At 66.8% G+C, this 21665-nt stretch carries 26 protein-coding genes and 1 tRNA gene; 23 read left to right on the top strand and 4 right to left on the bottom strand.

The window, feature by feature from the left end; all coding sequences use genetic code 11:
• The 15 genes from murA to tatC all read left to right on the top strand — a co-directional run.
• A partial coding sequence (gene murA / locus RMO12_RS02380) for a UDP-N-acetylglucosamine 1-carboxyvinyltransferase (protein WP_309625811.1) occupies positions 1–1266 on the top strand: 1266 nt, incomplete at its 5' end.
• A 79-nt stretch (positions 1267–1345) separates the two neighbouring features.
• Positions 1346–1987, top strand: a complete 642-nt coding sequence (gene hisG / locus RMO12_RS02375; protein WP_309625812.1) for an ATP phosphoribosyltransferase — start codon at positions 1346–1348, stop codon at positions 1985–1987.
• A 4-nt stretch (positions 1988–1991) separates the two neighbouring features.
• On the top strand, positions 1992–3341 hold the full coding sequence (gene hisD, locus RMO12_RS02370; protein WP_309638070.1) for a histidinol dehydrogenase: 1350 nt from the start codon (positions 1992–1994) through the stop codon (positions 3339–3341).
• A 14-nt stretch (positions 3342–3355) separates the two neighbouring features.
• Positions 3356–4459, top strand: coding sequence for a histidinol-phosphate transaminase (gene hisC, locus RMO12_RS02365; RefSeq protein ID WP_309625817.1), 1104 nt, complete (start codon positions 3356–3358; stop codon positions 4457–4459).
• Positions 4460–4467: 8 nt separating this feature from the next.
• Positions 4468–5091: an imidazoleglycerol-phosphate dehydratase HisB gene (gene hisB, locus RMO12_RS02360; RefSeq protein ID WP_309638069.1), complete on the top strand. Its 624-nt coding sequence runs from the start codon at positions 4468–4470 to the stop codon at positions 5089–5091.
• Positions 5092–5095: 4 nt separating this feature from the next.
• Complete coding sequence (gene hisH, locus RMO12_RS02355; protein WP_309638068.1) at positions 5096–5764, top strand: imidazole glycerol phosphate synthase subunit HisH; 669 nt, start codon at positions 5096–5098, stop codon at positions 5762–5764.
• A 19-nt stretch (positions 5765–5783) separates the two neighbouring features.
• Entirely contained in the window at positions 5784–6530 is a 747-nt protein-coding gene (hisA, locus tag RMO12_RS02350) for a 1-(5-phosphoribosyl)-5-[(5-phosphoribosylamino)methylideneamino]imidazole-4-carboxamide isomerase (RefSeq protein WP_309638067.1), read from the top strand.
• 91 nt (positions 6531–6621) lie between these two features.
• The gene (hisF, locus tag RMO12_RS02345; protein WP_309638066.1) at positions 6622–7383 is read left to right on the top strand and encodes an imidazole glycerol phosphate synthase subunit HisF; all 762 of its coding nucleotides are present in this window, start codon (positions 6622–6624) and stop codon (positions 7381–7383) included.
• A 29-nt stretch (positions 7384–7412) separates the two neighbouring features.
• Positions 7413–7802 carry a phosphoribosyl-AMP cyclohydrolase gene (gene hisI, locus RMO12_RS02340; protein ID WP_309624248.1) on the top strand — a complete coding sequence of 130 codons (390 nt, stop codon included), beginning with the start codon at positions 7413–7415 and terminating at the stop codon, positions 7800–7802.
• Positions 7799–8152, top strand: a complete 354-nt coding sequence (locus RMO12_RS02335) for a phosphoribosyl-ATP diphosphatase (protein ID WP_309624247.1) — start codon at positions 7799–7801, stop codon at positions 8150–8152. The genes hisI and RMO12_RS02335 overlap by 4 nt, the downstream gene beginning before the upstream one ends.
• Positions 8149–8523, top strand: a complete 375-nt coding sequence (locus RMO12_RS02330) for a hypothetical protein (protein ID WP_309638065.1) — start codon at positions 8149–8151, stop codon at positions 8521–8523. Before RMO12_RS02335 ends, RMO12_RS02330 begins: the two co-directional genes overlap by 4 nt.
• Before the next feature lie 34 nt (positions 8524–8557).
• Entirely contained in the window at positions 8558–8917 is a 360-nt protein-coding gene (locus tag RMO12_RS02325; RefSeq protein WP_309638064.1) for a histidine triad nucleotide-binding protein, read from the top strand.
• A 105-nt stretch (positions 8918–9022) separates the two neighbouring features.
• Positions 9023–9262 (top strand): Sec-independent protein translocase subunit TatA, encoded by a 240-nt coding sequence (tatA, locus tag RMO12_RS02320; RefSeq protein ID WP_309626622.1) that lies wholly within the window; start codon positions 9023–9025, stop codon positions 9260–9262.
• A 22-nt stretch (positions 9263–9284) separates the two neighbouring features.
• The gene (gene tatB / locus RMO12_RS02315; RefSeq protein ID WP_309626623.1) at positions 9285–9788 is read left to right on the top strand and encodes a Sec-independent protein translocase protein TatB; all 504 of its coding nucleotides are present in this window, start codon (positions 9285–9287) and stop codon (positions 9786–9788) included.
• A 4-nt stretch (positions 9789–9792) separates the two neighbouring features.
• Positions 9793–10581: a twin-arginine translocase subunit TatC gene (gene tatC, locus RMO12_RS02310; protein ID WP_309626624.1), complete on the top strand. Its 789-nt coding sequence runs from the start codon at positions 9793–9795 to the stop codon at positions 10579–10581.
• A gap of 93 nt (positions 10582–10674) precedes the next feature.
• Here the strand turns inward: tatC and RMO12_RS02305 are convergent, their stop codons facing one another.
• Positions 10675–11853, bottom strand: a complete 1179-nt coding sequence (locus RMO12_RS02305) for a trypsin-like peptidase domain-containing protein (RefSeq protein ID WP_309638063.1) — start codon at positions 11851–11853, stop codon at positions 10675–10677.
• An 11-nt stretch (positions 11854–11864) separates the two neighbouring features.
• On the opposite strand from RMO12_RS02305, the gene RMO12_RS02300 reads away from it, so the two are divergent.
• Positions 11865–12614, top strand: a complete 750-nt coding sequence (locus RMO12_RS02300) for a Nif3-like dinuclear metal center hexameric protein (RefSeq protein ID WP_309626626.1) — start codon at positions 11865–11867, stop codon at positions 12612–12614.
• 39 nt (positions 12615–12653) lie between these two features.
• Positions 12654–13670, top strand: a complete 1017-nt coding sequence (pdxA, locus tag RMO12_RS02295) for a 4-hydroxythreonine-4-phosphate dehydrogenase PdxA (RefSeq protein WP_309638062.1) — start codon at positions 12654–12656, stop codon at positions 13668–13670.
• Positions 13671–13697: 27 nt separating this feature from the next.
• Here the strand turns inward: pdxA and RMO12_RS02290 are convergent, their stop codons facing one another.
• Both RMO12_RS02290 and mscL read right to left on the bottom strand, forming a co-directional pair.
• Positions 13698–16211, bottom strand: a complete 2514-nt coding sequence (locus tag RMO12_RS02290; protein WP_309638061.1) for a DUF1631 family protein — start codon at positions 16209–16211, stop codon at positions 13698–13700.
• Between the two features lie 58 nt (positions 16212–16269).
• A complete protein-coding gene (mscL, locus tag RMO12_RS02285) occupies positions 16270–16683 on the bottom strand; it encodes a large conductance mechanosensitive channel protein MscL (RefSeq protein WP_309626629.1) in 414 nt (137 codons plus the stop codon).
• 176 nt (positions 16684–16859) lie between these two features.
• Here mscL and petA point away from each other — a divergent pair, with 176 nt between their 5' ends.
• The 6 genes from petA to RMO12_RS02255 all read left to right on the top strand — a co-directional run bounded on the left by petA (position 16860) and on the right by RMO12_RS02255 (position 21140).
• Positions 16860–17459, top strand: coding sequence for a ubiquinol-cytochrome c reductase iron-sulfur subunit (gene petA / locus RMO12_RS02280; RefSeq protein WP_309638060.1), 600 nt, complete (start codon positions 16860–16862; stop codon positions 17457–17459).
• 16 nt (positions 17460–17475) lie between these two features.
• The gene (locus RMO12_RS02275; protein WP_309626631.1) at positions 17476–18939 is read left to right on the top strand and encodes a cytochrome b N-terminal domain-containing protein; all 1464 of its coding nucleotides are present in this window, start codon (positions 17476–17478) and stop codon (positions 18937–18939) included.
• A 19-nt stretch (positions 18940–18958) separates the two neighbouring features.
• Complete coding sequence (locus RMO12_RS02270; RefSeq protein WP_309626632.1) at positions 18959–19729, top strand: cytochrome c1; 771 nt, start codon at positions 18959–18961, stop codon at positions 19727–19729.
• Between the two features lie 116 nt (positions 19730–19845).
• Complete coding sequence (locus tag RMO12_RS02265; protein ID WP_309626633.1) at positions 19846–20460, top strand: glutathione S-transferase N-terminal domain-containing protein; 615 nt, start codon at positions 19846–19848, stop codon at positions 20458–20460.
• Between the two features lie 21 nt (positions 20461–20481).
• On the top strand, positions 20482–21033 hold the full coding sequence (locus RMO12_RS02260; protein WP_309638059.1) for a ClpXP protease specificity-enhancing factor: 552 nt from the start codon (positions 20482–20484) through the stop codon (positions 21031–21033).
• 31 nt (positions 21034–21064) lie between these two features.
• Positions 21065–21140 (top strand) — tRNA-Thr (locus RMO12_RS02255).
• A 31-nt stretch (positions 21141–21171) separates the two neighbouring features.
• On the opposite strand, the gene RMO12_RS02250 is transcribed toward RMO12_RS02255, so the two are convergent.
• Positions 21172–21651 carry a hypothetical protein gene (locus RMO12_RS02250; protein ID WP_309638058.1) on the bottom strand — a complete coding sequence of 160 codons (480 nt, stop codon included), beginning with the start codon at positions 21649–21651 and terminating at the stop codon, positions 21172–21174.
• Between the last annotated feature and the right edge of the window lie 14 nt (positions 21652–21665).

Genomic DNA, 21665 nt, shown 5'->3' with positions numbered 1-21665 from the left:
ATGGACAAACTCATCATTCGCGGCGGCCGCCCCTTGCAGGGCGAAGTGGCGATCTCGGGCGCCAAGAACGCGGCGCTGCCCGAGCTGTGCGCCGCCTTGCTGACAGAAGAGCCGGTGACGCTTGCCAACGTGCCGCGATTGCAGGACGTGACGACCGTCCTCAGCTTGCTGCGCAACATGGGCGCGAACGCCGAGCGCAGCCATACGCGCCCCGATGTCGTGACCGTCGACGCGGCGCGCCTCACCCAACTGGAGGCGCCGTACGAGCTGGTCAAGACGATGCGAGCCTCGATCCTGGTGCTCGGGCCGCTGCTGGCGCGCTTCGGCCAGGCCCGGGTGTCGCTGCCCGGCGGCTGCGCGATCGGCTCGCGCCCGATCGACCAGCACATCAAGGGACTGCAGGCGATGGGCGCCGAGATCAGCGTCGAGCACGGCTACATCCTGGCCAAGGCCGCGCGCTTGCGCGGCGCCCGCATCGCCACCGACATGGTGACCGTGACCGGCACCGAAAACCTGTTGATGGCCGCCACCCTGGCCGACGGCGAGACGGTGCTGGAGAACGCCGCGCAGGAGCCCGAGGTGCGCGACCTGGCCGACATGCTGGTGGCGATGGGCGCGCGCATCGAAGGGCAGGGCACCAGTCGCATCCGCATCCAGGGCGTGGAGCGGCTGCATGCGCCGAGCGGCGGGCACACGATCGTGCCCGATCGCATCGAGGCCGGCACCTTCCTGTGCGCCGCCGCGGCGGCGGGCGGCGAGTTGCTGCTCAGGCACGCGCGAGGCGATCACCTCGACGCCGTGATCGACAAGCTGCGCGAGGCCGGCGTACGGGTAGAGACGGGCGCCGACTGGATTCGCGTGCGCTCCGAGGGTCGTCTCGCGGCGGTCGGCTTTCGCACCAGCGAGTACCCGGCCTTCCCGACCGACATGCAGGCGCAGTTCATGGTGCTCGACTGCATCGCCGAGGGCACGTCGGTCATCACCGAGACGATCTTCGAGAACCGCTTCATGCACGTCAACGAACTGGTGCGCCTGGGCGCGAAGATCGAGGTCGACGGTCACACGGCGGTGGTGACCGGCGTGCCGCGGCTATCGGGTGCGACGGTGATGGCCACCGACCTGCGCGCCTCGGCCAGCCTGGTGATCGCCGGCCTGGTGGCCGAGGGCGAGACGCGGGTCGACCGTATCTACCACCTCGACCGCGGCTACGACCAGATGGAAGCGAAGCTGCGCGCCGTTGGTGCCGACATCGAGAGAACGAAATGACCGCCCCCGTGCTCAGCTTGTTCGCTGCCCCCCGAGGGGACTGGGTCTGCCTTGGGGTGGCCCGTCGAAAGGCCCGCACATGATCACCCTCGCCCTCTCCAAGGGTCGCATCTTCGACGAGGCGCTGCCGCTGCTGGCGGCGGCGGGCATCCGCATCGCCGAAGACCCGGAGTCCTCGCGCAAGCTCATCCTCGCGACCTCGCGGCCCGACGTGCGCGTGGTGCTGGTGCGTGCCTCCGACGTTCCCACCTACGTGCAGTACGGCGGCGCAGACCTCGGCGTTGCCGGCCTGGACGTCTTGCTCGAGCATGGCGGCCAGGGCCTGTACCAGCCGCTCGATCTGCGCATCGCCAGGTGCCGCATGAGCGTGGCGGTGCGCGACGATTTCGATTACGCGGCGGCCGTCAAGCAAGGCTCGCGCATCCGCGTGGCCACCAAGTACGTGAGCGTGGCGCGCGACCATTTCGCCGACAAGGGCGTCCACGTCGACATCATCAAGCTCTACGGCTCGATGGAGCTGGCGCCGCTCACCGGTCTGGCCGACGCCATCGTCGACTTGGTGTCCAGCGGCAGCACGCTGGCGGCAAACCATTTGCGGGAGGTGGAGCGAATCATGGACATCTCGGCACGGCTGGTCGTCAACCAGGCCGCGCTCAAGCTCGCGCGCGAGCCGATCCGGCGGCTGATCGACGCGTTTGCGTTGGCCTGTCCGAAGGCTTGATCCCATGAGCGTCGCGATACGGCAACTTGCCACCAGCGAGCCGGGCTTCGAGGCCGAGTTCCAGCGCGTGCTGCACTGGTCGGCAGCCACCGACGACGCGATCGAGCAGCGCGTGGCCGCCATCCTGGCCGAGGTGCGCCAGCGCGGCGATGCGGCGGTGCTCGAGTACACGGCGCGCTTTGACGGCATCGAGGCCGAGTCGATGGCTTCGCTCGAGTTGACGGCCGACGATTTCGCGGCGGCCTACGAGCTTATTTCGCCCGCACAGCGCAACGCCTTGCAGCAGGCCGCGCGGCGCATTCGCGGCTTCCATGAGCGCCAGCTCGAGTCCTGCGGCAAGAGCTGGAGCTACCGCGACGAAGACGGCAGCCTGCTCGGCCAGAAGGTCACACCGCTCGACCGCGTGGGCATCTATGTGCCGGGCGGCAAGGCCGCGTATCCGTCGAGCCTGCTCATGAATGCGGTGCCGGCACAGGTGGCCGGCGTGCCCGAGATCGTGATGGTGGTGCCCACGCCAGTGCGCAAGGACGGCACGTCCAATGTCTTGCGCGGCGAACGCAACCCGCTCGTGCTGGCGGCGGCGCACGTGGCCGGCGTCGCGCGGGCCTTCACGATCGGCGGCGCGCAAGCCATCGGCGCGCTGGCCTACGGCACCGCCACGGTGCCCAAGGTCGACAAGATCACCGGGCCCGGCAATGCCTATGTGGCCAGCGCGAAGAAGCACGTGTTCGGCACGGTCGGCATCGACATGATCGCCGGGCCGAGCGAGATCTTGGTGCTGGCCGACGGCTCCACGCCGCCCGACTGGGTGGCCATGGACCTGTTCAGCCAGGCCGAGCACGACGAGCTGGCGCAGAGCATCCTTTTGTGCCCCGACGCCGGCTACATCGAGCGCGTGCGCTCGGCGATCGAGCGGCTGCTGCCCGGCATGCCGCGTGCGGCCATCATCCGCGCCTCGCTCGAAGGCCGCGGTGCGCTGATCCACACGCGCTCGATGGAAGAGGCCTGCGAGCTCAGCAACCGCATCGCGCCCGAGCACCTGGAGGTGAGCTCCAACGATCCGCATCGCTGGGAGCCACTGCTGCGCCACGCTGGAGCCCTCTTCCTCGGCGCTTACACCAGTGAGTCGCTGGGCGACTACTGCGCCGGGCCCAACCATGTGCTGCCGACCTCGGGCACGGCGCGCTTTTCCTCGCCGCTGGGCGTCTATGATTTTCAAAAGCGTTCGAGCGTCATAGAAGTGAGCCGGTCGGGCGCGCAGACCCTGGGCGTGATCGCCGCGGAGCTGGCTTATGGTGAAGGCTTACAGGCGCATGCGCGGGCCGCCGAGATGCGGCTCCAGAGCAAGCCATGAGCGCCGGCCCCGCAATGACCTTGCCTTCTCCTGGGGCCGCGCCTGCCGTGTCGTCCGCACTCGCCGCGGTGCTTCGAGCCGACCTGCAGGCGCTGCACGGCTACGTGGTGCAGCCGAGCGCCGGACTGGTCAAGCTCGACGTGATGGAGAACCCGTTTCGCCTGCCCGCTGCGCTGCGGCGGGCGCTGGGCGAACGGCTGGCGGAGGTGGCGCTCAATCGTTACCCGGCCGAACGCACCGACGTGTTGCGCACCGCGCTGGCCCGTCATGCCTGCATGCCCCCGGGCTGCAGCATGACCTTGGGCAACGGCTCGGACGAATTGATCACCATGCTCGCCATGGCGTGCAACCGGCCCGGCGCGACGATCCTTGCCCCGGTGCCTGGCTTCGAGATTTACGAGCTGTCGGCGCGCCTGCACGGCTTGCGCTTCGTCGGCGTGCCGACGACGGCCGACTTCGAACTCGATGCCGACGCGATGCTGGCGGCGGTGCAAGCGCAGCGGCCGGCCTTGATCTATATCGCCTACCCGAACAACCCGACCGCGAACCTGTGGAACGACGTCACCATCGACCGCGTCATCGAAGCCGCGCCCGGCCTGGTGGTGATCGACGAGGCCTACCAGCCTTTTGCCTCGCGCGATTCGATGGCGCGCCTGGTGCGCCACGAAAAAGTGCTGTTGATGCGCACGATGAGCAAGTTCGGCCTCGCGGGCGTGCGCATCGGTTACCTGATGGGCCGCAGCGCGCTGGTTTCGCAGATCGACAAGCTGCGTCCGCCGTTCAACATCAGCGTGCTCAATTGCGAAGCGGCGTTGTTCGCGCTCGAACACGAGGACGAGTACGCACGCCAGGCGACCGTCATCCGCGCCGAGCGTGAGCGCCTGCAGCACGCATTGCGCGCGCTGCCCGGCGTGACGCCGTTTCCAAGCGATGCCAACATGATCCTGGTGCGCGTCGCCGATGCGCCCGCCGTGTTCGAGGGCATGAAGCGCCGCGGCGTGCTGGTGAAAGACCGCTCCAAGGCGCACCCGCTGCTGGCCAACTGCCTGCGCCTGACCGTGGGCCTGCCCGAGGAAAACGACCAGATGATCGCCGCACTGAAAGCGAGCCTGAAATGAGCGAGAACATGAGCGAAAACAGCGGCAAAGACAGCGGCGACACCGACCGCATTGCCGAAGTCCGCCGTGACACCGCGGAGACGCAAATCCGCGTGCGCATCAACCTCGACGGCACCGGCGTCGCCAAGCTCGCCACCGGTATCGGCTTCTTTGACCACATGCTCGACCAGCTGGCGCGCCATGGCCTTGTCGACCTCGAGATCGAGGCGCTGGGCGACCTGCACATCGACGGCCACCACACGGTCGAGGATGTCGGCATCACCGTCGGCCAGGCGTTCGCCAAGGCGGTGGGCGACAAAAAAGGCATTCGCCGCTACGGCCACGCCTACGTGCCGCTCGACGAGGCGCTCTCGCGCGTCGTGGTTGACTTCTCTGGCCGGCCGGGCCTGCACATGCGCGTGCCCTTCAAGGCCGGCATGATCGGGGCGCTCGACACGCAACTGGTCTACGAATTCTTTCAAGGTTTCGTCAACCATGCGGGCGTCACCCTGCACATCGACAATCTGTTCGGCGACAACGCCCACCACCAGTGCGAGACGGTGTTCAAGGCGTTTGCGCGCGCGCTGCGCATGGCGCTCGAGCGCGACGCGCGCATGGCCGGCGTGATCCCTTCGACCAAGGGCTCCTTGTAAGACCATGAGAACGGTGGCCGTCGTCGACTACGGCATGGGCAACCTGCGCTCGGTGTCGCAGGCGGTGCTGCACGCCGCGCGCGAGGCGTCCAAGTCGGGCGCCGATGTCACGGTGGCCGTCACCGCCGACCCGGCGCTCGTGCGGGCCGCCGAGCGCGTGGTGCTGCCCGGCCAGGGCGCCATGCGCGACTGCATGCGCGAGCTGCGCCAGGCGCATGGCGGCGAGCTGCTCGCCAGCGTGCTCGAGGCCGCGGCAAGCAAACCGCTGATGGGCGTGTGCGTGGGCATGCAGATGCTGCTCGAGCACAGTGAAGAGCAGGACACACCCGGGCTCGGGCTCATTGCCGGGCGCGTGCGACGCTTTCGGCTCGACGGGCAACTGCAGCCCGACGGCAGCCGCTACAAGGTGCCGCAGATGGGCTGGAACCAGGTCGAACAGATGCGCACGCACCCGCTCTGGGCCGGCGTGGCCGACGCCAGCTGGTTCTACTTCGTTCACAGCTTCTACGCCGATCCAGCCGAGCCGGCCCACAGCGTCGGCGTCACCGACTACGGCGCGCGCTTTACCAGCGCCGTGGCACGCGATAATATTTTCGCCACCCAGTTCCACCCCGAGAAAAGTGCTGCGCAGGGCCTGCGTCTGTACCGCAATTTCCTCGACTGGCGCCCCTGACTCCTTGCCGCTCCGAGCCATGCTGCTGATCCCCGCGATCGACCTGAAAGACGGTCGTTGTGTGCGCCTTAAACAAGGCGACATGAATGCCTCCACCACCTTCAGCGAAGACCCGGCCGCCATGGCGCGACGCTGGCTAGACGCCGGGGCGCGCCGCCTGCACCTGGTTGACCTCAACGGCGCCTTCGCCGGCAGGCCGGTGAACGAAGCCGCCATCAAGGCCATCCTGGCCGAGGTGGGCGACGAAATTCCGGTGCAGCTCGGCGGCGGCATCCGCGATCTCGACACCATCGAGCGCTACCTCGACGACGGTCTGTCGTGGGTGATCATCGGCACGGCGGCGGTCAAGAACCCGGGCTTCCTGCGCGACGCCTGCACTGCCTTCGGCGGCCACATCATCGTCGGCCTGGACGCCAAGGACGGCAAGGTCGCCACCGACGGCTGGAGCAAGCTCACCGGCCACGAGGTGATCGACCTGGCCATGAAGTTCGAGGGCTACGGCGTCGAAGCCGTGGTCTACACCGACATCGGTCGTGACGGCATGCTCTCGGGCATCAACATCGACGCCACCGTGAAGCTGGCGCAGGCGCTGAGCATCCCGGTCATCGCCTCCGGTGGCCTGGCCGGGCTGCCCGACATCGAGCAGCTCTGTGCGGTCGAAGGCGATGGCATCAAGGGCGTGATCTGCGGGCGCGCCATCTACACCGGCGACCTCGATTTCGCCGCCGGTCAGGCGCGGGCCGACGCACTCAATGGCACGGCCTGAGATGAGCTCCCGCGCTCGCTTCGTTCGCTGCCCCCCGAGGGGGTGCTCAGCGCCCTTGGGGCGGTCCTGCGGGCACTGAACGCACGACGCCGTGCTCGCCAAACGCATCATTGCCTGCCTCGACGTCACCGGCGGGCGCGTCGTCAAGGGCGTCAACTTCGTCGAGCTGCGCGATGCCGGTGACCCGGTCGAGATCGCCGCGCGCTACAACGAGCAGGGCGCCGACGAGCTGACTTTCCTGGACATCACCGCCACCTCCGACGGCCGCGACCTGATCCTGCCGATCATCGAGGCGGTGGCCTCGCAGGTGTTCATTCCCCTCACCGTGGGCGGTGGCGTGCGCACGGTCGAAGACGTGCGGCGGCTGCTCAACGCCGGGGCCGACAAGGTCAGCTTCAATTCGGCGGCGATTGCCGAGCCGGAGGTGATTCGCGAGGCGTCGCAGCGCTACGGGGCGCAGTGCATCGTGGTGGCCATCGATGCGAAGCGTCGCGCTGGCGGCCCAGGCTGGGATGTCTACACCCACGGCGGGCGCAAGAACACCGGCCTGGACGCGGTGGCGTGGGCGCGCCGCATGGCCGGGCTGGGTGCAGGCGAAATTTTGCTGACCAGCATGGACCGCGACGGCACCCGGATCGGCTTTGATCTCGAACTCACGCGCGCCGTCAGCGACGCCGTGCCGGTGCCGGTGATCGCCTCGGGCGGCGTCGGCACGCTCGAGCATCTGGCCGAGGGCATCCAGCGCGGCGGCGCCGACGCGGTGCTGGCGGCGAGCATCTTTCATTACGGTACCTTCACCGTCGGCCAGGCCAAGGCCCTGCTGGCCGAGCGGGGCATCCCCGTGCGGCAATAGGGAGGGGGCCCGTTGCTACACTGGTTCGCATGGCTTGGATGGAAGAGATTCGCTGGGACCGCGACGGCCTCGTGCCGGTGATTGCGCAGGAAGCCAAGAGCGGCGACGTGCTCATGTTCGCGTGGATGAACCGCGACGCGCTGGCCCGCACGGCAGCGCTGGGCGAGGCGGTCTACTGGAGCCGATCGCGTGGTCGTTTGTGGCACAAGGGCGAAGAATCCGGGCATTTGCAAAAGGTGCTCGAGATACGCCTGGACTGCGACAACGACGTGCTGCTGCTCAAGGTCGAACAGCTCGGACACGAGCCCGGCATCGCCTGCCACACCGGACGCCACAGTTGTTTCTTCCAGCGTCTGGAGGCGGGCGCGTGGCAGGCCATCGAGCCGGTGCTGAAGGCGCCCGAGCACATCTACAAATGAGCGTCACCTCGAATGACACGCTGGCTCGCCTGGCGGCGGTGATCGAATCCCGCCGCGGCGGTGATCCCGACACCAGCTACGTGGCTCGTCTGTTCCATAAAGGCGGCGACGCGATCCTCAAGAAGGTCGGCGAAGAAGCGACCGAGCTGGTGATGGCCGGCAAGGACGGCGACGCACAAAAAATCATCTCCGAGGCCGCCGATCTTTGGTTTCATTCGATGATCGCGCTAGCGCACTTCGGCGTCACGCCGGCCCAGGTGCTGGCCGAACTCGAGCGGCGCGAGGGCCTGTCGGGGCTGGAAGAATTTGCCCTGCGCAAGGCCAAGCAGCGAGAAAGGCACGAGCCATGAACGACGTGATCGACTCCGGCGAGCGCGACCGCTCGCTCAAGACGGTGGGCACCGTGAGCTACCTGCTGCACGCGATCGTCGCGGTGGGTGCGGTGCTGCCCGGCGTGCAGGCCAGCGTGTTGTTGCTGCTGATCGCCTTTGCCATCGACCTGTTCAAACGCGAGGATGCGGCGGGCACCTGGCAGGCTTCGCATTTCAGCTGGCGCATCCGCTCGGTGCTGTGGGCCGGCGGGCTCTACCTCCTTACCGCGCCGCTCTGGCTGCTGATCTTGCCGGGCTGGATCGCCTGGGTGCTGATCTCCCTCTGGTTCCTTTATCGCATCGTGCGCGGCTGGCTGGCTCTGAGCAACAACCAGCCCACGCCCGGCTGACGACTAGCGAAATGCGCAGCACGAAGCAACCCCGATGAGCGCCACCCCCGACAGCGACGCGAGCTGCGTCTTCTGCAAGATCGTCGCCGGCAAGATTCCGTCGAAGAAGGCCTATGAAGACGAGCAGGTGCTCGCGTTTCACGACATCCATCCCTGGGCGCCGGTGCATGTGCTGTTGATTCCCAAGCGACACATCGCCATGCTGTCCGACATCGGTCCGGGCGACGAGGCGCTGATGGGCCACCTCCTCGCGCTGGCACCTCGTTTGATGCGGGAGCAGGGTGTGACCAACGGTTTTCGCACGCTCATCAACACCGGCCAGGACGGCCTGCAGGAAGTGCCGCACCTGCACATGCACGTGATCGGCGGACCCAGACCGTGGGCCAAGGGCTGAGAAGCCGGCCGAGGGCGCGCTGAACTGCGACCCCGCTTCGGGACTCTTACCACCCCTGCCCTAGAATTCAGGGCTGCAATTCATTCGCTTCGTCAGGAGAACACCATGGGTTCCCTCAGCATCTGGCACTGGTTGATCGTGCTGGTGATCGTCGTGCTCGTGTTCGGCACGAAAAAACTCAAGAACATCGGCGGCGACATCGGCGGCGCCGTCAAGGGCTTCAAGGATGGCATTCGCGATGGTTCCTCGCCCGCCGATCCGGCCGTGCCGCCCCAGCAGGTGACGGCCAACCGCAGCGTCGACGCCGCCAACACCGTCGACGTCGAGGCCAAGCACAAGTCCTGACCGGACGCCGACGGCCGCACGCATGATCGACTTCGGTTTCGACAAGCTCGCCCTGATCGGCGCGGTGGCGCTCATCGTCATCGGCCCGGAGCGCCTGCCCAAGGTCGCGCGCACCGTCGGTCACCTGATGGGCAAGGCGCAGCGTTACGTCGCCGACGTCAAGGCCGAGGTCAATCGTTCGATCGAGCTCGAAGAACTCAAGAAAATGAAGACGCAGTTCGAAGACACCGCGCGCAATGTCGAACAAAGCGTGACCAGCGAAGTGAATCAGGCGGGCAGCGACATGAACCGGGCCTGGGGTGAACTGTCCTCAAGCACCAGCGCCGGCACCAGCACCGTCGACGCGGGCTTCTATGCAGGCGATCCGCTGCGGGAGCCGCCCTCGACTTACCGCAACCCGAACAAGAACTGGCGCATCAAGCGCGGTGCGGTGCCGCAGTGGTACCGGCAGCGTCACGGTGTGCGCGCCAAGGCGCAGTCCGGCGCGGCGCGCGTGGCGCGTTTTCGGCCGCCGCGGTCTGTCTAGCTTCGTGGCCGCCCCCGAAACACGCGACGAACTCGAAGGCAGCGAGCAGCCCTTCGTCGCCCATCTGATCGAACTGCGCGACCGGCTGCTCTACGCGGTCTATGGCATCGGTGCGGCGGTGGCGTTGCTGGCGCTGTGGCCCGGCCCTTCGCGCCTCATCGACTGGATCGCGGTGCCGATCCGTGCGCACATGCCCCCGGACGCCAAGCTCATCGCGGTGGGGGTGTTCACGCCCTTTTTCATTCCGCTGAAGGTGCTGTTCCTCGGCGCCGTGCTGCTGGCGCTGCCGTGGATCATGTACCAGGTGTGGGCGTTCGTCGCGCCGGGCCTGTACCGCCACGAGAAGCGTTTTGCCCTGCCCTTGATCGTGTTCGGCAGCCTGCTGGCTTATCTGGGCATTGCCTTCGTGCAGTTCTTCGTGCTCGACAGGATGTTCGCGTTCATCCAGAAGTTCACGCCCGAGAGCGTGGCCGCCACGCCCGACATCGCCTCGTACGTCGAAAGCATCCTGGGCCTCTACATCGCCTTCGGCCTGGCCTTCCAGGTGCCGATCGTCGTGGTGCTGCTGGTCAAGGTGGGCATGGTGTCGGTGGCGCAGCTGCAGTCGTTTCGCGCTTACTTCATCGTCGTCGCGTTCGTTGTCGCGGCCATCGTGACGCCGCCGGACGTGATCTCGCAGCTCGCGCTTGCCGTGCCGATGTGCATCCTCTACGAGGTCGGCATCTGGGCGGCGCGGGTGTTCTTGAAGGGCACCCGGGCGCCCGATGCGTCGCCGGAAGACGGCACGGCCTGAGTAAAGCCCCCACGCTCACTTCGTTCACTGCCCCCCAAGGGGGTGCTCAGCGACTTCGGGGCGGCCCCCGGCGGACGCTGAGGGCGCGCCCGGTCAACGTGCGTCGACGGGTTGACGTGGGGCTGCCTTGGGTCGCTGACCGACGATGACCTGCACGTCAATCTCGCTCGCTCCGCGCTGCACGCCCAGGCGAGCCTGCGTGCGCGGCTTGAGCATCGACACCGCGTTCAGAAGTTGCGCGGTGTTGCCCACCGCCGTGTCGGCCACCTTCACCACCACGTCGCCGGGGCGCAGGCCGCTCTGGCTGGCGGGCCCACCTTGCAGCACGCCCGTGATGAGCACGCCCTGCGAGACCTTCAGGTTGAAGGTCTCGGCGATCTCGGGCGTGAGGTCGCGCGGCTCCACGCCGATCCAGCCGCGCGTTACCTGGCCTTCCTTGATGAGCCCGTCCATCACTTGCCGTGCGGTCGAAACGGGGATCGCGAAGCCGATGCCCAGGTTGCCGCCCGAACGCGAGTAAATGGCCGTGTTGATGCCCATCAGGTTGCCGCTGGCGTCGATGAGCGCGCCGCCGGAGTTGCCGGGATTGATGGCCGCATCGGTCTGGATGAAATTTTCGAAGGTGTTGATGCCCAGCTGATTGCGCCCGAGCGCCGAGACGATGCCCGCGGTCACCGTCTGCCCCACGCCGAACGGGTTGCCGATGGCCAGCACCACGTCGCCGACCTGCAGCGCGTCCGAGTTGCCGAAGCTCACCGCCGGCAGCTTGTCGAGCTTCACGCGCAACACCGCGAGGTCGCTTTCCGGGTCGGTGCCGATCACCTCGGCCTTGGCGCGGCGGCCGTCGGCGAGCTGCACGTCGATGTCGTCCATGTGGTCGACGACATGGTTGTTGGTGAGCACGAAGCCGTCGGCCGAGACGATCACGCCCGAGCCGATGCCGCTTTGCGCCGGCGACTCCTGGTCGCCGAAAAAGTAGCGAAACCACGGGTCGTCGGCGCGCGGATGGTTGAGATGCGGTGTCTTGCTGGTGATGACGCTGACCACTGCAGGCGCGGCACGCTTGGCCGCTGCGGCATAGCTGCCGGGGCCGACCGCTGCGGGGTAGATTGCCACCGGCTGGATCGGGCCGGCGGCGGGTTGCGTGACGGTTGCCACGGCGACCCCGAGTGGCCGGCGTTGCAGCCAATCGGGCTTGAGCGTCGCGATGACGAACAACAGCGCCAGGGACACCGTCACCGCTTGAGAGAAAATCAGCCAGGTTTTGCGCATGGGAGGACGTTGTGACGACGCGCGATGAGCTCGGGAGCTACCTGTCCACGCTGCTCGAGATCGATCGGTTCAAGGATTATGGGCCGAACGGTTTGCAGGTCGAGGGCAAGCCGGCGATCAGGAAACTGGTCAGCGGCGTGACCGCGAGCCTGGCATTCATCGAGGCGGCTGCTGCGGCCGGCGCCGATGCGCTGCTGGTGCATCACGGGCTGTTTTGGCGCGGCCAGGACGGGCGCCTCACCGGCTGGCTCAAGCACCGCGTCGCCGCGCTGCTTGCGCGTGACATCAGCCTCTTTGCCTATCACCTGCCGCTGGACGCGCATCCGGAGCATGGCAACAACGCCCAGTTCGGCGCCAAGCTCAAGTTCACCGCCGAGGAGCGTTTCGGCGAGCAGCAGCTGGGTTTTCTCGGCCGCCCGCCGCAGCCCATGACGACGGCGGCGCTCGCGGCGCTGCTGCAGTTTCGGCTCGGTCGCGCGACGGTCATGGTGGAGGGCGATGGCCGGCCGATCAAGCGCGTTGCGTGGTGTACTGGCGGCGCGCAAGGCTACTTCGAAGCGGCGATCGCCGCGGGCGCCGATGCCTACCTCACCGGCGAGATCTCCGAGCCGCAGGCGCACATCGCGCGCGAAACCGGCGTGGCGTTCTACGCCTGCGGCCACCATGCGACCGAGCGCTACGGCGCCCCGGCGCTCGGCGCCCACGTGGCGCAGTTGTTTGCGCTGGAGCATGAATTCATCGACGTGGACAACCCGGCGTGAAGCACCGGGTGCTGGTCGCGTGAACGCGCCCCGAACATCATGAAGCACGCCACGCTGCCGCTGCCGCTGGCGCTCACGATGGGCGATGCCTCGGGCATCGGCCCTGAGATCGTGGCGATGGCGCTGGCGCGCGGCGCGGTGCCGGGCGGCTTCGTGGTGGGCGATGTCGGTGTGATGCGGCGTGCGGCGGTGGTGGTGGCCGCGAGCGAGCGCGTCAGCCTGCCGGTGGCGGTGCTCGAGCGCGCAGCCGACGCGCTGGAAGTGCCGCCGCGCTGCGTTGCCGTGCTCGCCACCGCGGGCCTGCCGCAGGGACTCTCGCGGCTGCCGTATGGCCGCGTCGACGCGCGGGCCGGCGCCGCGGCCGCCGCCTGCATCCGCCATGCGGTGGCGCTGGCGCAGGGCGGCGAGGTGGCCGGGATCGTCACCGCGCCGATCCACAAGGAAGCGCTTGCCGCGGCCGGTGAGCCCTTCCCGGGGCACACCGAGCTGCTGCAGGCCGAGGCGGGCGCCGGGCCGGTGCGCATGATGCTGGCCAACGACGAACTCAAGACCGTGCTGGTCAGCATTCACGTTTCGTTGCGCCAGGCGATCGAGGCGGTCACGCTCGAGGCGGTGCTGACGACGCTGCGCATCGCCCACGCCGGTGCGGCCCGGTGGGGCCAGCCGCGCGCGCGCATCGCCGTGGCCGGACTCAATCCGCATGCCGGCGAGGGCGGCTTGTTCGGTGAAGAAGAGCTGCGCTTCATTGCGCCGGCCATCGAGGCGGCGCGCCGTGAGGGCATCAATGCGCAGGGGCCGTTTGCGCCGGATACGGTGTTCATGCGCGCCCGCCGCGGCGAGTTCGACCTGGTGGTGGCGATGTACCACGACCAGGGCCTGATCCCCGTCAAGTACCTGGGCGTGGAGCGCGGCGTCAACGTGACGCTCGGGCTGCCCTTCGTGCGCACCAGCCCCGATCACGGCACTGCGTTCGACCTGGCCGGCAGTGGTCGCGCCGACCCGGCCAGCCTGATCGCGGCCTGCGCGATGGCACGTCGCTTGAGCGTGGCGGGCTAACGCCGATCGGCGCGCCGGCCCGGCGCTTCACTGGCGCGTGCTGTTGACGCCGCTGCGGCTCGGAGCGCCGATCGAGGCGAGCTGCTTTCGTGCCCGGGCCGTGGCTCGCTCGATCAGCTCGGCCTGCTCGAAGGCCCGGAAGCGCTCGGTGTCGCACAGGCGCGTGAGCATGCGCGAGGTCATCGAGATGGTTTTCTCGTGCGATTTGCCGTGGGTGAACACGAAGAAGGCGCGGCCCGGGCTCACCCAGTTCAGGCGCACGCGCTGCCAGCGGCCTTCAACATGCATGCGGTAGGCAATGCCGGTCTGCACGTGGTGGATGAGCTGCGAACCATGGGTCGGCGTCGCACCGTCCTTGGCCAACGCGTCCATCACGACATCGACCTCGCCGGTCGCCGCCGCGTCGTCGAGGTCGATGTCGACCTGCCCGTTCCAGTCGACCGCGCTTTCCTCGACCAGCCCCACCTGCTGGGCCTCTTCGGGCGAGAAAGTCAGTGGCGCGGCATGCTCTTCAGGCGCTGGCAAATGCGCCCCGGGGCTGGTCACCAGCGTGTCGGCGGTCGGTATTGCCACCTTCTCGAGTTGCTCGAGCCGGTGCTTGAGCTGGCGTTGCTCGAAATCGGTCGGCGGCGCCGTCTTCAAGGAGTCGGCGTGCCGGGGCAGCAACTGCGCGAAGAAATCCTTCTTGGCCGTATCGGGCCAGCGGATGAGTGCGAGGCCTTCGTTGAGGTCCTTCATCAACTGCGGCAAGGACATCAGGAAGCGCTTGCGCAGCTGCGGCTCGCCCTTGGGCTGCACGCTCACGGCCAGTTCACGCGCCGCACGGTGGGCGCGCTGGACCCATTCCGGTGACCCCGACGGTCCTGCGGCGTGCACCTGGACCTGGCTCCACACCTGCGCCAGGAAATCGCGCACGAAGGGTGGCAGCTCGACGTCCTCGAGCCGCGTCGTCAGCTCGCGCATGTAGCGCTGCTGGATGCGCAGCTGCGTCTCGCGGCCGTCGAGCACGGCCGCCGCCTCTGCGTGGGTGCCCACGTCGCGATTGCTTTGCTGCTGGATCAGCGCCTCGATTTCCAGCAGCTTGGCGTCGTACCCGTCCATCTGGTCGAAGTCGCTATCGACGATCTCCTGCACCAGCGAACGCACACGCTCCATGAACTCTCGACCCGGGCCTTGTTCGAGGTCTTCGTAAGCCGTCGCCAGAGACGCGATGCGGTTGACGAAACGCCGCACCGGGTGGCGGCGCGAGTTGAAGAAGCTCGCGTCCTTGAGCGCGGCGCGCAGCACCGGCATCTGCAGGCGTGCGATCTGCCGCGCCACCTGCGGCTGCACCTTGTCGTCGGCCAGCACTTGGTCAAACAGGGCGCCGACCACGTCGATCACCATGTGGTCCAGCGTGCCGCCGGAGGCGCGCTTCAACTCGTCACTGTGCTGACGGATCAGGTTGACGGCCATCAGCCCGCTCAGCGACACGCCCGCCTCGGCAGGCGGCGCACCGCCCGGGGCGACGCCAGTGGCTGCGCCTGCGCCTGCGCTTCCGGCGGCAGCCAAAAGCGCCGCCATGTCGCCGCGATTGGCGTCGGCGTTCAATCGCCGCAGCATTTGCAGCATTTGCGCGTCGGCGCTTGGCATGGGGCTGCCAGTGCTCGAGCCGCGAAGGCCAGCCGCACCGACCTGCTCGCCCAAGCGGCCGGCTGCGCTGATGCTGCCGTGACCGCTGGAAGAAGCGGCGCGCTGGCCCGACACGCTCGGCGGCGTATCGGGGACCGAGATGCCGAACAGCGTTGCGAGCATCTGTTCGGCTTGGCTCTGGTCGCGCGCTGACGTGTGGAAGCCCGAGGTCTGGTAGGCGGAGTTGCCGCGCAGCACCTCCCTGGGCAGGTCGTTGCCCGGTCCCTGCACGGTCTTGACCGCCATGGCGACCGGACGCACGCCGCGCGCCTGCAGGTCTGCAATGACGGCGGCGTAGCAGGGATGCATGCCCGTCGACAGGGCGCGGCCCAGTTCCTCGAACAGCCAGCGGCGCTGGTCGGCCGCTTCGCTGATGGCGTGCACGGCACCCCGCAGCGCCATGCCGATGATTTCGGGGCGCACCGGGTTGCGATCGGGCGCCGGTGTTCCGCCGTGCAGCAGCGCCGCCATGTAGCCGTCGAGCTCGCGCAGTTCCCACTCGCAGGCGTGGGTGATCTGCATGCTCAGGCGGTCGGTGGAGACGCGCTCGTCGACTTCGTCATCGCCGACCAGGCTCAACGACTGCCACGACGAGGTGTCGGGCGTGCGGCGCGCGGTGGTGCGCGGCGTGACGTCACCGAACACCTTCTCCCGCAGCAGGCTCGCGAACACGCGTTTGAACTCGGCGAAATTGCGTTGCAGGTCGGTCTGCGCAGCGGCATTGCCAAGCTGGCGCACGCCGGTCTGCGTGAGGGGCACGGCAATTGATGGCTTGGCGGACTGCAGTAACCGTTCCGCGGCCGCTGCGACGGTCGCCTGGATGTGAAGGTTCGCCGCCTGCAGGGCGGCTTCGGTGCGGGGTGTGATCACGGCGTTGGGCTCAGCGCGAACGCCTGGCCGCAAAGCAGCCCTGGCGCTCGAGCGGGTGTCACTTTGCCATCAGGGCGTCGCGAATCTGGCGCAGCAGGAGCACTTCTTCGGCGTCGACCACGGCCGGCGGCGGAACGTCCTTCTTTAGGCGGTTGATCTGTTTGACCATGAGAAAAATGATGAAGGCGAGGATCGCGAAATTGAGCGCGACGGTGATGAAGTTGCCATAGGCGAACACCGCGCCGGCTTTGCGGGCTTCGGCCAACGGCAGCCTCGCGGCCTGTCCGGCCAGGGCGATGTAGTAGCTGGAAAAATCCAGCCCGCCGAACAGCTTGCTCACCACCGGCATGATCAGGTCGCCGACGATCGAGTCGACGATCTTGCCAAAAGCGCCCCCGATGATGACGCCGACTGCGAGGTCGACGACGTTGCCCTTGATGGCAAATTCCTTGAACTCGGTCATGAAGGACATCTGTTCTTTCCTCGGCGCTTCTTCTACTGGGTCGACAGGCCGCCCGAGTGGACGGCCAGGGAGTATTCACCAGTCGTCGATCAAGTCAAGCTGCCCTACCTGACGCTGGAGCGCCTCAGGCAGTCGATTAGAATCCAAGGCTGCCCCAGAATCAAAGCGCGAGTCCAAGGATTTTCATGAGTGAGCAGCAAGTCGATCAGAGCAAACGGACCTGGCTGATCGCCTCGTCTTGCGCTGGCGTCGCTGGTGGTGTCGTGGCCGCCGTCCCGTTCGTCAGCAGCTTCCAGCCCTCCGAGCGCGCGCGCGCTTCCGGTGCCGCCGTCGAGGTCGACATCAGCAAGCTGCAGCCCGGGGAGATGATGATCAAGGAATGGCGCGGCAAGCCGGTGTGGATCGTGCGTCGCACGCCCGAACAGCTCGCCTCCTTGAAGAAAACCGACGCGCTCGTGGCCGACCCGAAATCCGTGCGCAAGCCCGACGAGGTCACGCCGATGGAGGCGACGCGCAATGACTGGCGCTCGATCAAGCCGGAGATCCTGGTCGTGGTGGGCATCTGTTCTCACCTCGGTTGCTCGCCGTCGGAGAAGTTCGTGCCGGGTCCGCAGCCCTCGCTGCCCGACGACTGGACCGGCGGCTTCCTCTGCCCCTGCCACGGTTCGACCTTCGACATGGCCGGCCGCGTGTTCAAGAACAAGCCGGCGCCGGACAACCTCGAGGTTCCCCCCTACACCTTCCTCTCCGACAGCCGCTTGCTGATCGGTGAGGCCAAGGCCTGAGGCCTCGAGGACGACCATGGCCGAATACAAGCAGGTTCCTGTGGGCGCCCCGGTGGGGCAAAAGTTCATGAATTGGGTCGACAACCGTTTTCCAGCCACCAAGCTGTGGAACGAGCATCTGGCCGAGTACTACACGCCGAAAAACTTCAATTTCTGGTACTACTTCGGCTCGCTCGCCCTGCTGGTGCTGGTGATCCAGATCGTTACCGGCATCTTCCTGGTGATGCACTACAAGCCCGATGCGGCGCTCGCGTTCGCCTCGGTCGAATACATCATGCGCGACGTGCCCTGGGGCTGGCTGGTGCGCTACATGCACTCGACCGGCGCGTCGGCCTTCTTCATCGTCGTCTACCTGCACATGTTCCGCGGCTTGATGTACGGCAGCTACCGCAAGCCGCGCGAGCTGGTGTGGATCTTCGGCTGCGCGATCTTCCTGTGCCTCATGGCCGAGGCCTTCATGGGCTACCTGCTGCCGTGGGGCCAGATGAGCTACTGGGGCGCGCAGGTCATCGTGAACCTGTTCGCTGCCGTGCCCTTCATCGGGCCGGACCTGGCGCTCTTGATTCGCGGCGACTACGTGGTTTCGGACGCGACGCTCAACCGCTTCTTCAGCTTCCACGTGATCGCCGTGCCGCTCGTGCTGCTTGGCCTGGTGGCCGCGCACGTCATCGCGCTGCACGAGGTGGGCTCGAACAACCCCGACGGCGTGGAGATCAAGGCCAAGAAGGGACCGGACGGACGGCCGCTTGACGGCATTCCCTTCCATCCTTACTACACCGTGCATGACATCATGGGCGTGTCGGTGTTCCTGATGATCTTCACCGCGATCATCTTCTTCGCGCCTGAACTCGGCGGCTACTTCCTCGAGTACAACAACTTCATCCCGGCGGACCCGCTGAAGACACCGGCGCACATCGCCCCGGTCTGGTATTTCACGCCGTACTACTCGATGCTGCGCGCCACCACCGACCAGATGATGGCGGTGCTCTCGTTGATGGTCGCCGTGGCGGCGCTGCTGGCGATCTTCAAGGGCCGCTTCCCGGCGCTGGCCAGGTGGGTAATCGGGGTCGCTGCGGTGATCGCCATCGTGCTGTTCGGTGGCTTCAAGTCGCTGTTCATGATGCTCGGCATGACCAGCGCGGCAGAGCTGGCCATCTTCGCCGGCTTCGATGCCAAGTTCTGGGGCGTGGTGGTGATGGGCGGGGCCGTCATCATCCTGTTCTTCCTGCCGTGGCTGGACCGCAGCCCGGTGAAGTCGATACGCTACCGGCCTGGCTGGCACAAGGGTGTGTACGGGTTGTTCGTTGCCTTCTTTTTCGTGCTCGGCTACCTTGGCATCCTGCCGCCGACCGACGGCCGCACGCTGGTGGCGCAGATTGGCACCGTGTTCTATTTCGGCTTCTTCCTGCTGATGCCGTGGTGGAGCACGTTGGGACGCTTCAAGCCGGTGCCCGATCGCGTGACCTTCGCTGCCCACTGAGCCTGCAGGAGCCTCTCGAATGAAACGATTGATCGCGCTGCTCATGGCGGCATTTGCCATCCTTGGTGTGGCCCGTGCTTCCGACGGTGCCAGTACCGCCTGGGACAAATTTCCGCAGCAGAAGATGACTGATTTGGGTGCGCTGCAAAACGGCGCGCGCCTGTTCGTCAACTACTGCCTGAACTGTCACGCCGCGTCCTACATGCGCTACAACCGCTTGCGGGACATCGGCCTGACGGAAGCGCAAATCAAGCAGAACCTGCTCTTCGCGACCGACAGGGTGGGTGACACCATGAAGGTGGCGCTCGACCCGAGACATGCCAAGGAGTGGTTCGGCGCGCAACCGCCGGACCTCAGCGTGATCGCGCGTTCGCGCGCCGGCGCGGGCGGCAGCGGCGCAGACTACCTCTATACCTACCTGCGCTCCTACTATCGCGACGACACGACGCTCACTGGCTGGAACAACCTGGTTTTTCCGCATGTCGGCATGCCGAACGTCTTGTGGGAACTGCAAGGCCAGCGCAGCGCGCGGTTTGTCGAAATGAAGGACGCGCACGACCCCGGCAAGAGCGTTCATCGCTTTGCCGGCTTCGAGCAAATCACCCCCGGCAAGCTCAGCGCGCACGCCTATGACGAAGCCGTCGGTGACCTGGTGGCCTATCTTCAGTGGATGGGAGAGCCGACGCAAAACCAGCGCCTTCGCATCGGTGTGTGGGTGCTGTTGTTCCTGGCTCTCTTCACCGTGATTTCCTGGCGCCTCAATGCCGCGTACTGGAAAGACGTGAAATGAGTTCGTGAAGCCGGCGGCGCTCCATAGCGTCGCCTGGCTCGACGCGCAGTGGGATGCCTAGCGCCCACTGCGCTTTATGTTTTTTTGGATTGCCCTCGACGATAGGAGCCACCGCCATGATGGTGCTTTACTCCGGAACCACCGACCCTTACTCGCACCGCTGCCGCTTCGTGCTGTTCGAAAAAGGCATGGACTTCGAGATCCGCGATGTCGACCTGTTCGCCAAGCCCGAGGACATCGCGCTGATGAACCCGTACAACGAGGTGCCGATCCTTGTCGAGCGCGACCTCATCCTGTATGAGTCGCACATCATCAACGAGTACATCGACGAGCGCTTTCCTCACCCGCAACTCATGCCTGGCGACCCGGTGGCACGTGCGCGCGTGCGCTTGTTCCTGTTCAACTTCGAGAAGGAATTGTTCGCGCACGTGAACCTGCTCGAGGGCAGGAGTGGCGTCAAGGCGACCGACAAGCAGCTCGAGAAGGCGCGCAACCAGATCCGCGACCGGCTCACCCAGCTCGCGCCGATCTTCCTGAAGAACAAGTACATGCTCGGCGACGATTTCTCGATGCTCGACGTGGCCATTGCGCCGCTGCTCTGGCGCCTGGATTACTACCAGATCGACCTGTCGAAGAACGCGTTGCCGCTGCTGAAGTACGCCGAGCGCATCTTCTCGCGGCCCGCTTACATCGAAGCGCTGACGCCGTCCGAGAAGGTGATGCGCAAGTAAGCCGCAAGGGAGCCGCGAGCGATGTCGATCCCGGTCACACCGGACGGACCCGGTTCGCAGGGCGCCTCGACGCGGCCCTACCTGATTCGCGCGCTGCACGACTGGTGTACCGACAACGGCTTCACGCCGTATCTCGCGGTCGTCGTCGGTGCCGGCGTGCAGGTGCCGATCGAATTCGTGAAGAACGGCGAGATCGTCCTGAACGCCAGCTTTGAAGCGACCAGCAACCTGCAACTCGGCAACGAGTTCATCAGCTTCAAGGCCCGCTTCGGTGGCGTGGCGCGCGAGATCAACGTACCGGTCGATCACGTGATTGCGATCTATGCGCGCGAGAACGGGCAGGGCATGGCATTCCCGACGCCGTCGGGCGCCGCGGCGGCTGGCGGCGCAGCAGTGCCTGCGCCTGACGCGGTCGTGGCCGCTGCTGCGGGCGACGTGCTCTCGCGCGGGCTGCGATTGGCGCCACCGCCGAGCGATGCGTCCACGCCTAGCGATGAGGTCGTCGCAGCCAGCGAGCCACCCAGCCCCAATCCAGGCGGTCCCAAGCCGCCAGCGCTCAAGCGCGTCAAGTGAGTCTGCGCGCCTCCTACAATTCGCCAGTCGTGCCGGCTTAGCTCAGCTGGTAGAGCACCCGCCTTGTAAGCGGAAGGTCGTCCGTTCGATTCGGACAGCCGGCACCAGCAATTTATCACCGTTCTTAGGTAGCTAGTACTAACTAAGCCAGGGTCTACCAGAATCTGGATACCATTTCGGATACCACACCGGCGAAAGTGTCCCACTCTTGGTCGTCGCCACCGCCACCGCCACCGCCACCGCCACCGCCACCGCCACCGCCACCGCCACCGCCACCGCCACCGCCACAGCCATTGCCAGCGTCTGGATGATCTCCCCCTGCCGCGGCGCCGCGACGGCGCCATAGCTCAGGAACGTGGTCAGCACCCCCTCATGGCCGGCTTCATCAAGCAGACAGATGCCGCCGGGCGCTTGCGCGTAGATGGCCTTGAATTTGGCCTCGCTGCGGCGCATCGCATCTTCCGCAATCCGCGCCCGAACGAGCGCATGGACCGTCGCGACCAGCACGGACGGATCGACGGGGTGCGTCAGATAGGCGTCGGCGCCCGAATCGAGCCCCTTCACCTTGTCTTCGTCGCGCACATACGCCGCGCTCATGGCATGAGCCAAGCTGAACATGGTTGCTAATCAGG

The sequence above is a fragment of the Methylibium sp. genome (genome assembly GCF_031393925.1).
In the GTDB taxonomy this organism is placed as follows: domain Bacteria; phylum Pseudomonadota; class Gammaproteobacteria; order Burkholderiales; family Burkholderiaceae_C; genus Methylibium.
This window is presented reverse-complemented; position numbering and strand designations above follow the sequence as displayed.

What these genes read in the sequence shown, in the direction of transcription:
- tatA (WP_309626622.1), top strand. Translation starts at nt 9,023, where the DNA reads ATGGGTTCCCTCAGCATCTGGCACTGGTTGATCGTGCTGGTGATCGTC.
- hisG (WP_309625812.1), top strand. Translation starts at nt 1,346, where the DNA reads ATGATCACCCTCGCCCTCTCCAAGGGTCGCATCTTCGACGAGGCGCTG.
- RMO12_RS02275 (WP_309626631.1), top strand. Translation starts at nt 17,476, where the DNA reads ATGGCCGAATACAAGCAGGTTCCTGTGGGCGCCCCGGTGGGGCAAAAG.
- tatB (WP_309626623.1), top strand. Translation starts at nt 9,285, where the DNA reads ATGATCGACTTCGGTTTCGACAAGCTCGCCCTGATCGGCGCGGTGGCG.
- RMO12_RS02330 (WP_309638065.1), top strand. Translation starts at nt 8,149, where the DNA reads ATGAACGACGTGATCGACTCCGGCGAGCGCGACCGCTCGCTCAAGACG.
- pdxA (WP_309638062.1), top strand. Translation starts at nt 12,654, where the DNA reads ATGAAGCACGCCACGCTGCCGCTGCCGCTGGCGCTCACGATGGGCGAT.
- RMO12_RS02250 (WP_309638058.1), bottom strand. Translation starts at nt 21,651, where the DNA reads ATGTTCAGCTTGGCTCATGCCATGAGCGCGGCGTATGTGCGCGACGAA.
- RMO12_RS02335 (WP_309624247.1), top strand. Translation starts at nt 7,799, where the DNA reads ATGAGCGTCACCTCGAATGACACGCTGGCTCGCCTGGCGGCGGTGATC.
- RMO12_RS02305 (WP_309638063.1), bottom strand. Translation starts at nt 11,853, where the DNA reads ATGCGCAAAACCTGGCTGATTTTCTCTCAAGCGGTGACGGTGTCCCTG.
- RMO12_RS02325 (WP_309638064.1), top strand. Translation starts at nt 8,558, where the DNA reads ATGAGCGCCACCCCCGACAGCGACGCGAGCTGCGTCTTCTGCAAGATC.
- hisD (WP_309638070.1), top strand. Translation starts at nt 1,992, where the DNA reads ATGAGCGTCGCGATACGGCAACTTGCCACCAGCGAGCCGGGCTTCGAG.
- hisC (WP_309625817.1), top strand. Translation starts at nt 3,356, where the DNA reads ATGACCTTGCCTTCTCCTGGGGCCGCGCCTGCCGTGTCGTCCGCACTC.
- hisI (WP_309624248.1), top strand. Translation starts at nt 7,413, where the DNA reads ATGGCTTGGATGGAAGAGATTCGCTGGGACCGCGACGGCCTCGTGCCG.
- RMO12_RS02260 (WP_309638059.1), top strand. Translation starts at nt 20,482, where the DNA reads ATGTCGATCCCGGTCACACCGGACGGACCCGGTTCGCAGGGCGCCTCG.
- hisB (WP_309638069.1), top strand. Translation starts at nt 4,468, where the DNA reads ATGAGCGAAAACAGCGGCAAAGACAGCGGCGACACCGACCGCATTGCC.
- petA (WP_309638060.1), top strand. Translation starts at nt 16,860, where the DNA reads ATGAGTGAGCAGCAAGTCGATCAGAGCAAACGGACCTGGCTGATCGCC.
- RMO12_RS02265 (WP_309626633.1), top strand. Translation starts at nt 19,846, where the DNA reads ATGATGGTGCTTTACTCCGGAACCACCGACCCTTACTCGCACCGCTGC.
- RMO12_RS02270 (WP_309626632.1), top strand. Translation starts at nt 18,959, where the DNA reads ATGAAACGATTGATCGCGCTGCTCATGGCGGCATTTGCCATCCTTGGT.
- mscL (WP_309626629.1), bottom strand. Translation starts at nt 16,683, where the DNA reads ATGTCCTTCATGACCGAGTTCAAGGAATTTGCCATCAAGGGCAACGTC.
- hisH (WP_309638068.1), top strand. Translation starts at nt 5,096, where the DNA reads ATGAGAACGGTGGCCGTCGTCGACTACGGCATGGGCAACCTGCGCTCG.
- hisA (WP_309638067.1), top strand. Translation starts at nt 5,784, where the DNA reads ATGCTGCTGATCCCCGCGATCGACCTGAAAGACGGTCGTTGTGTGCGC.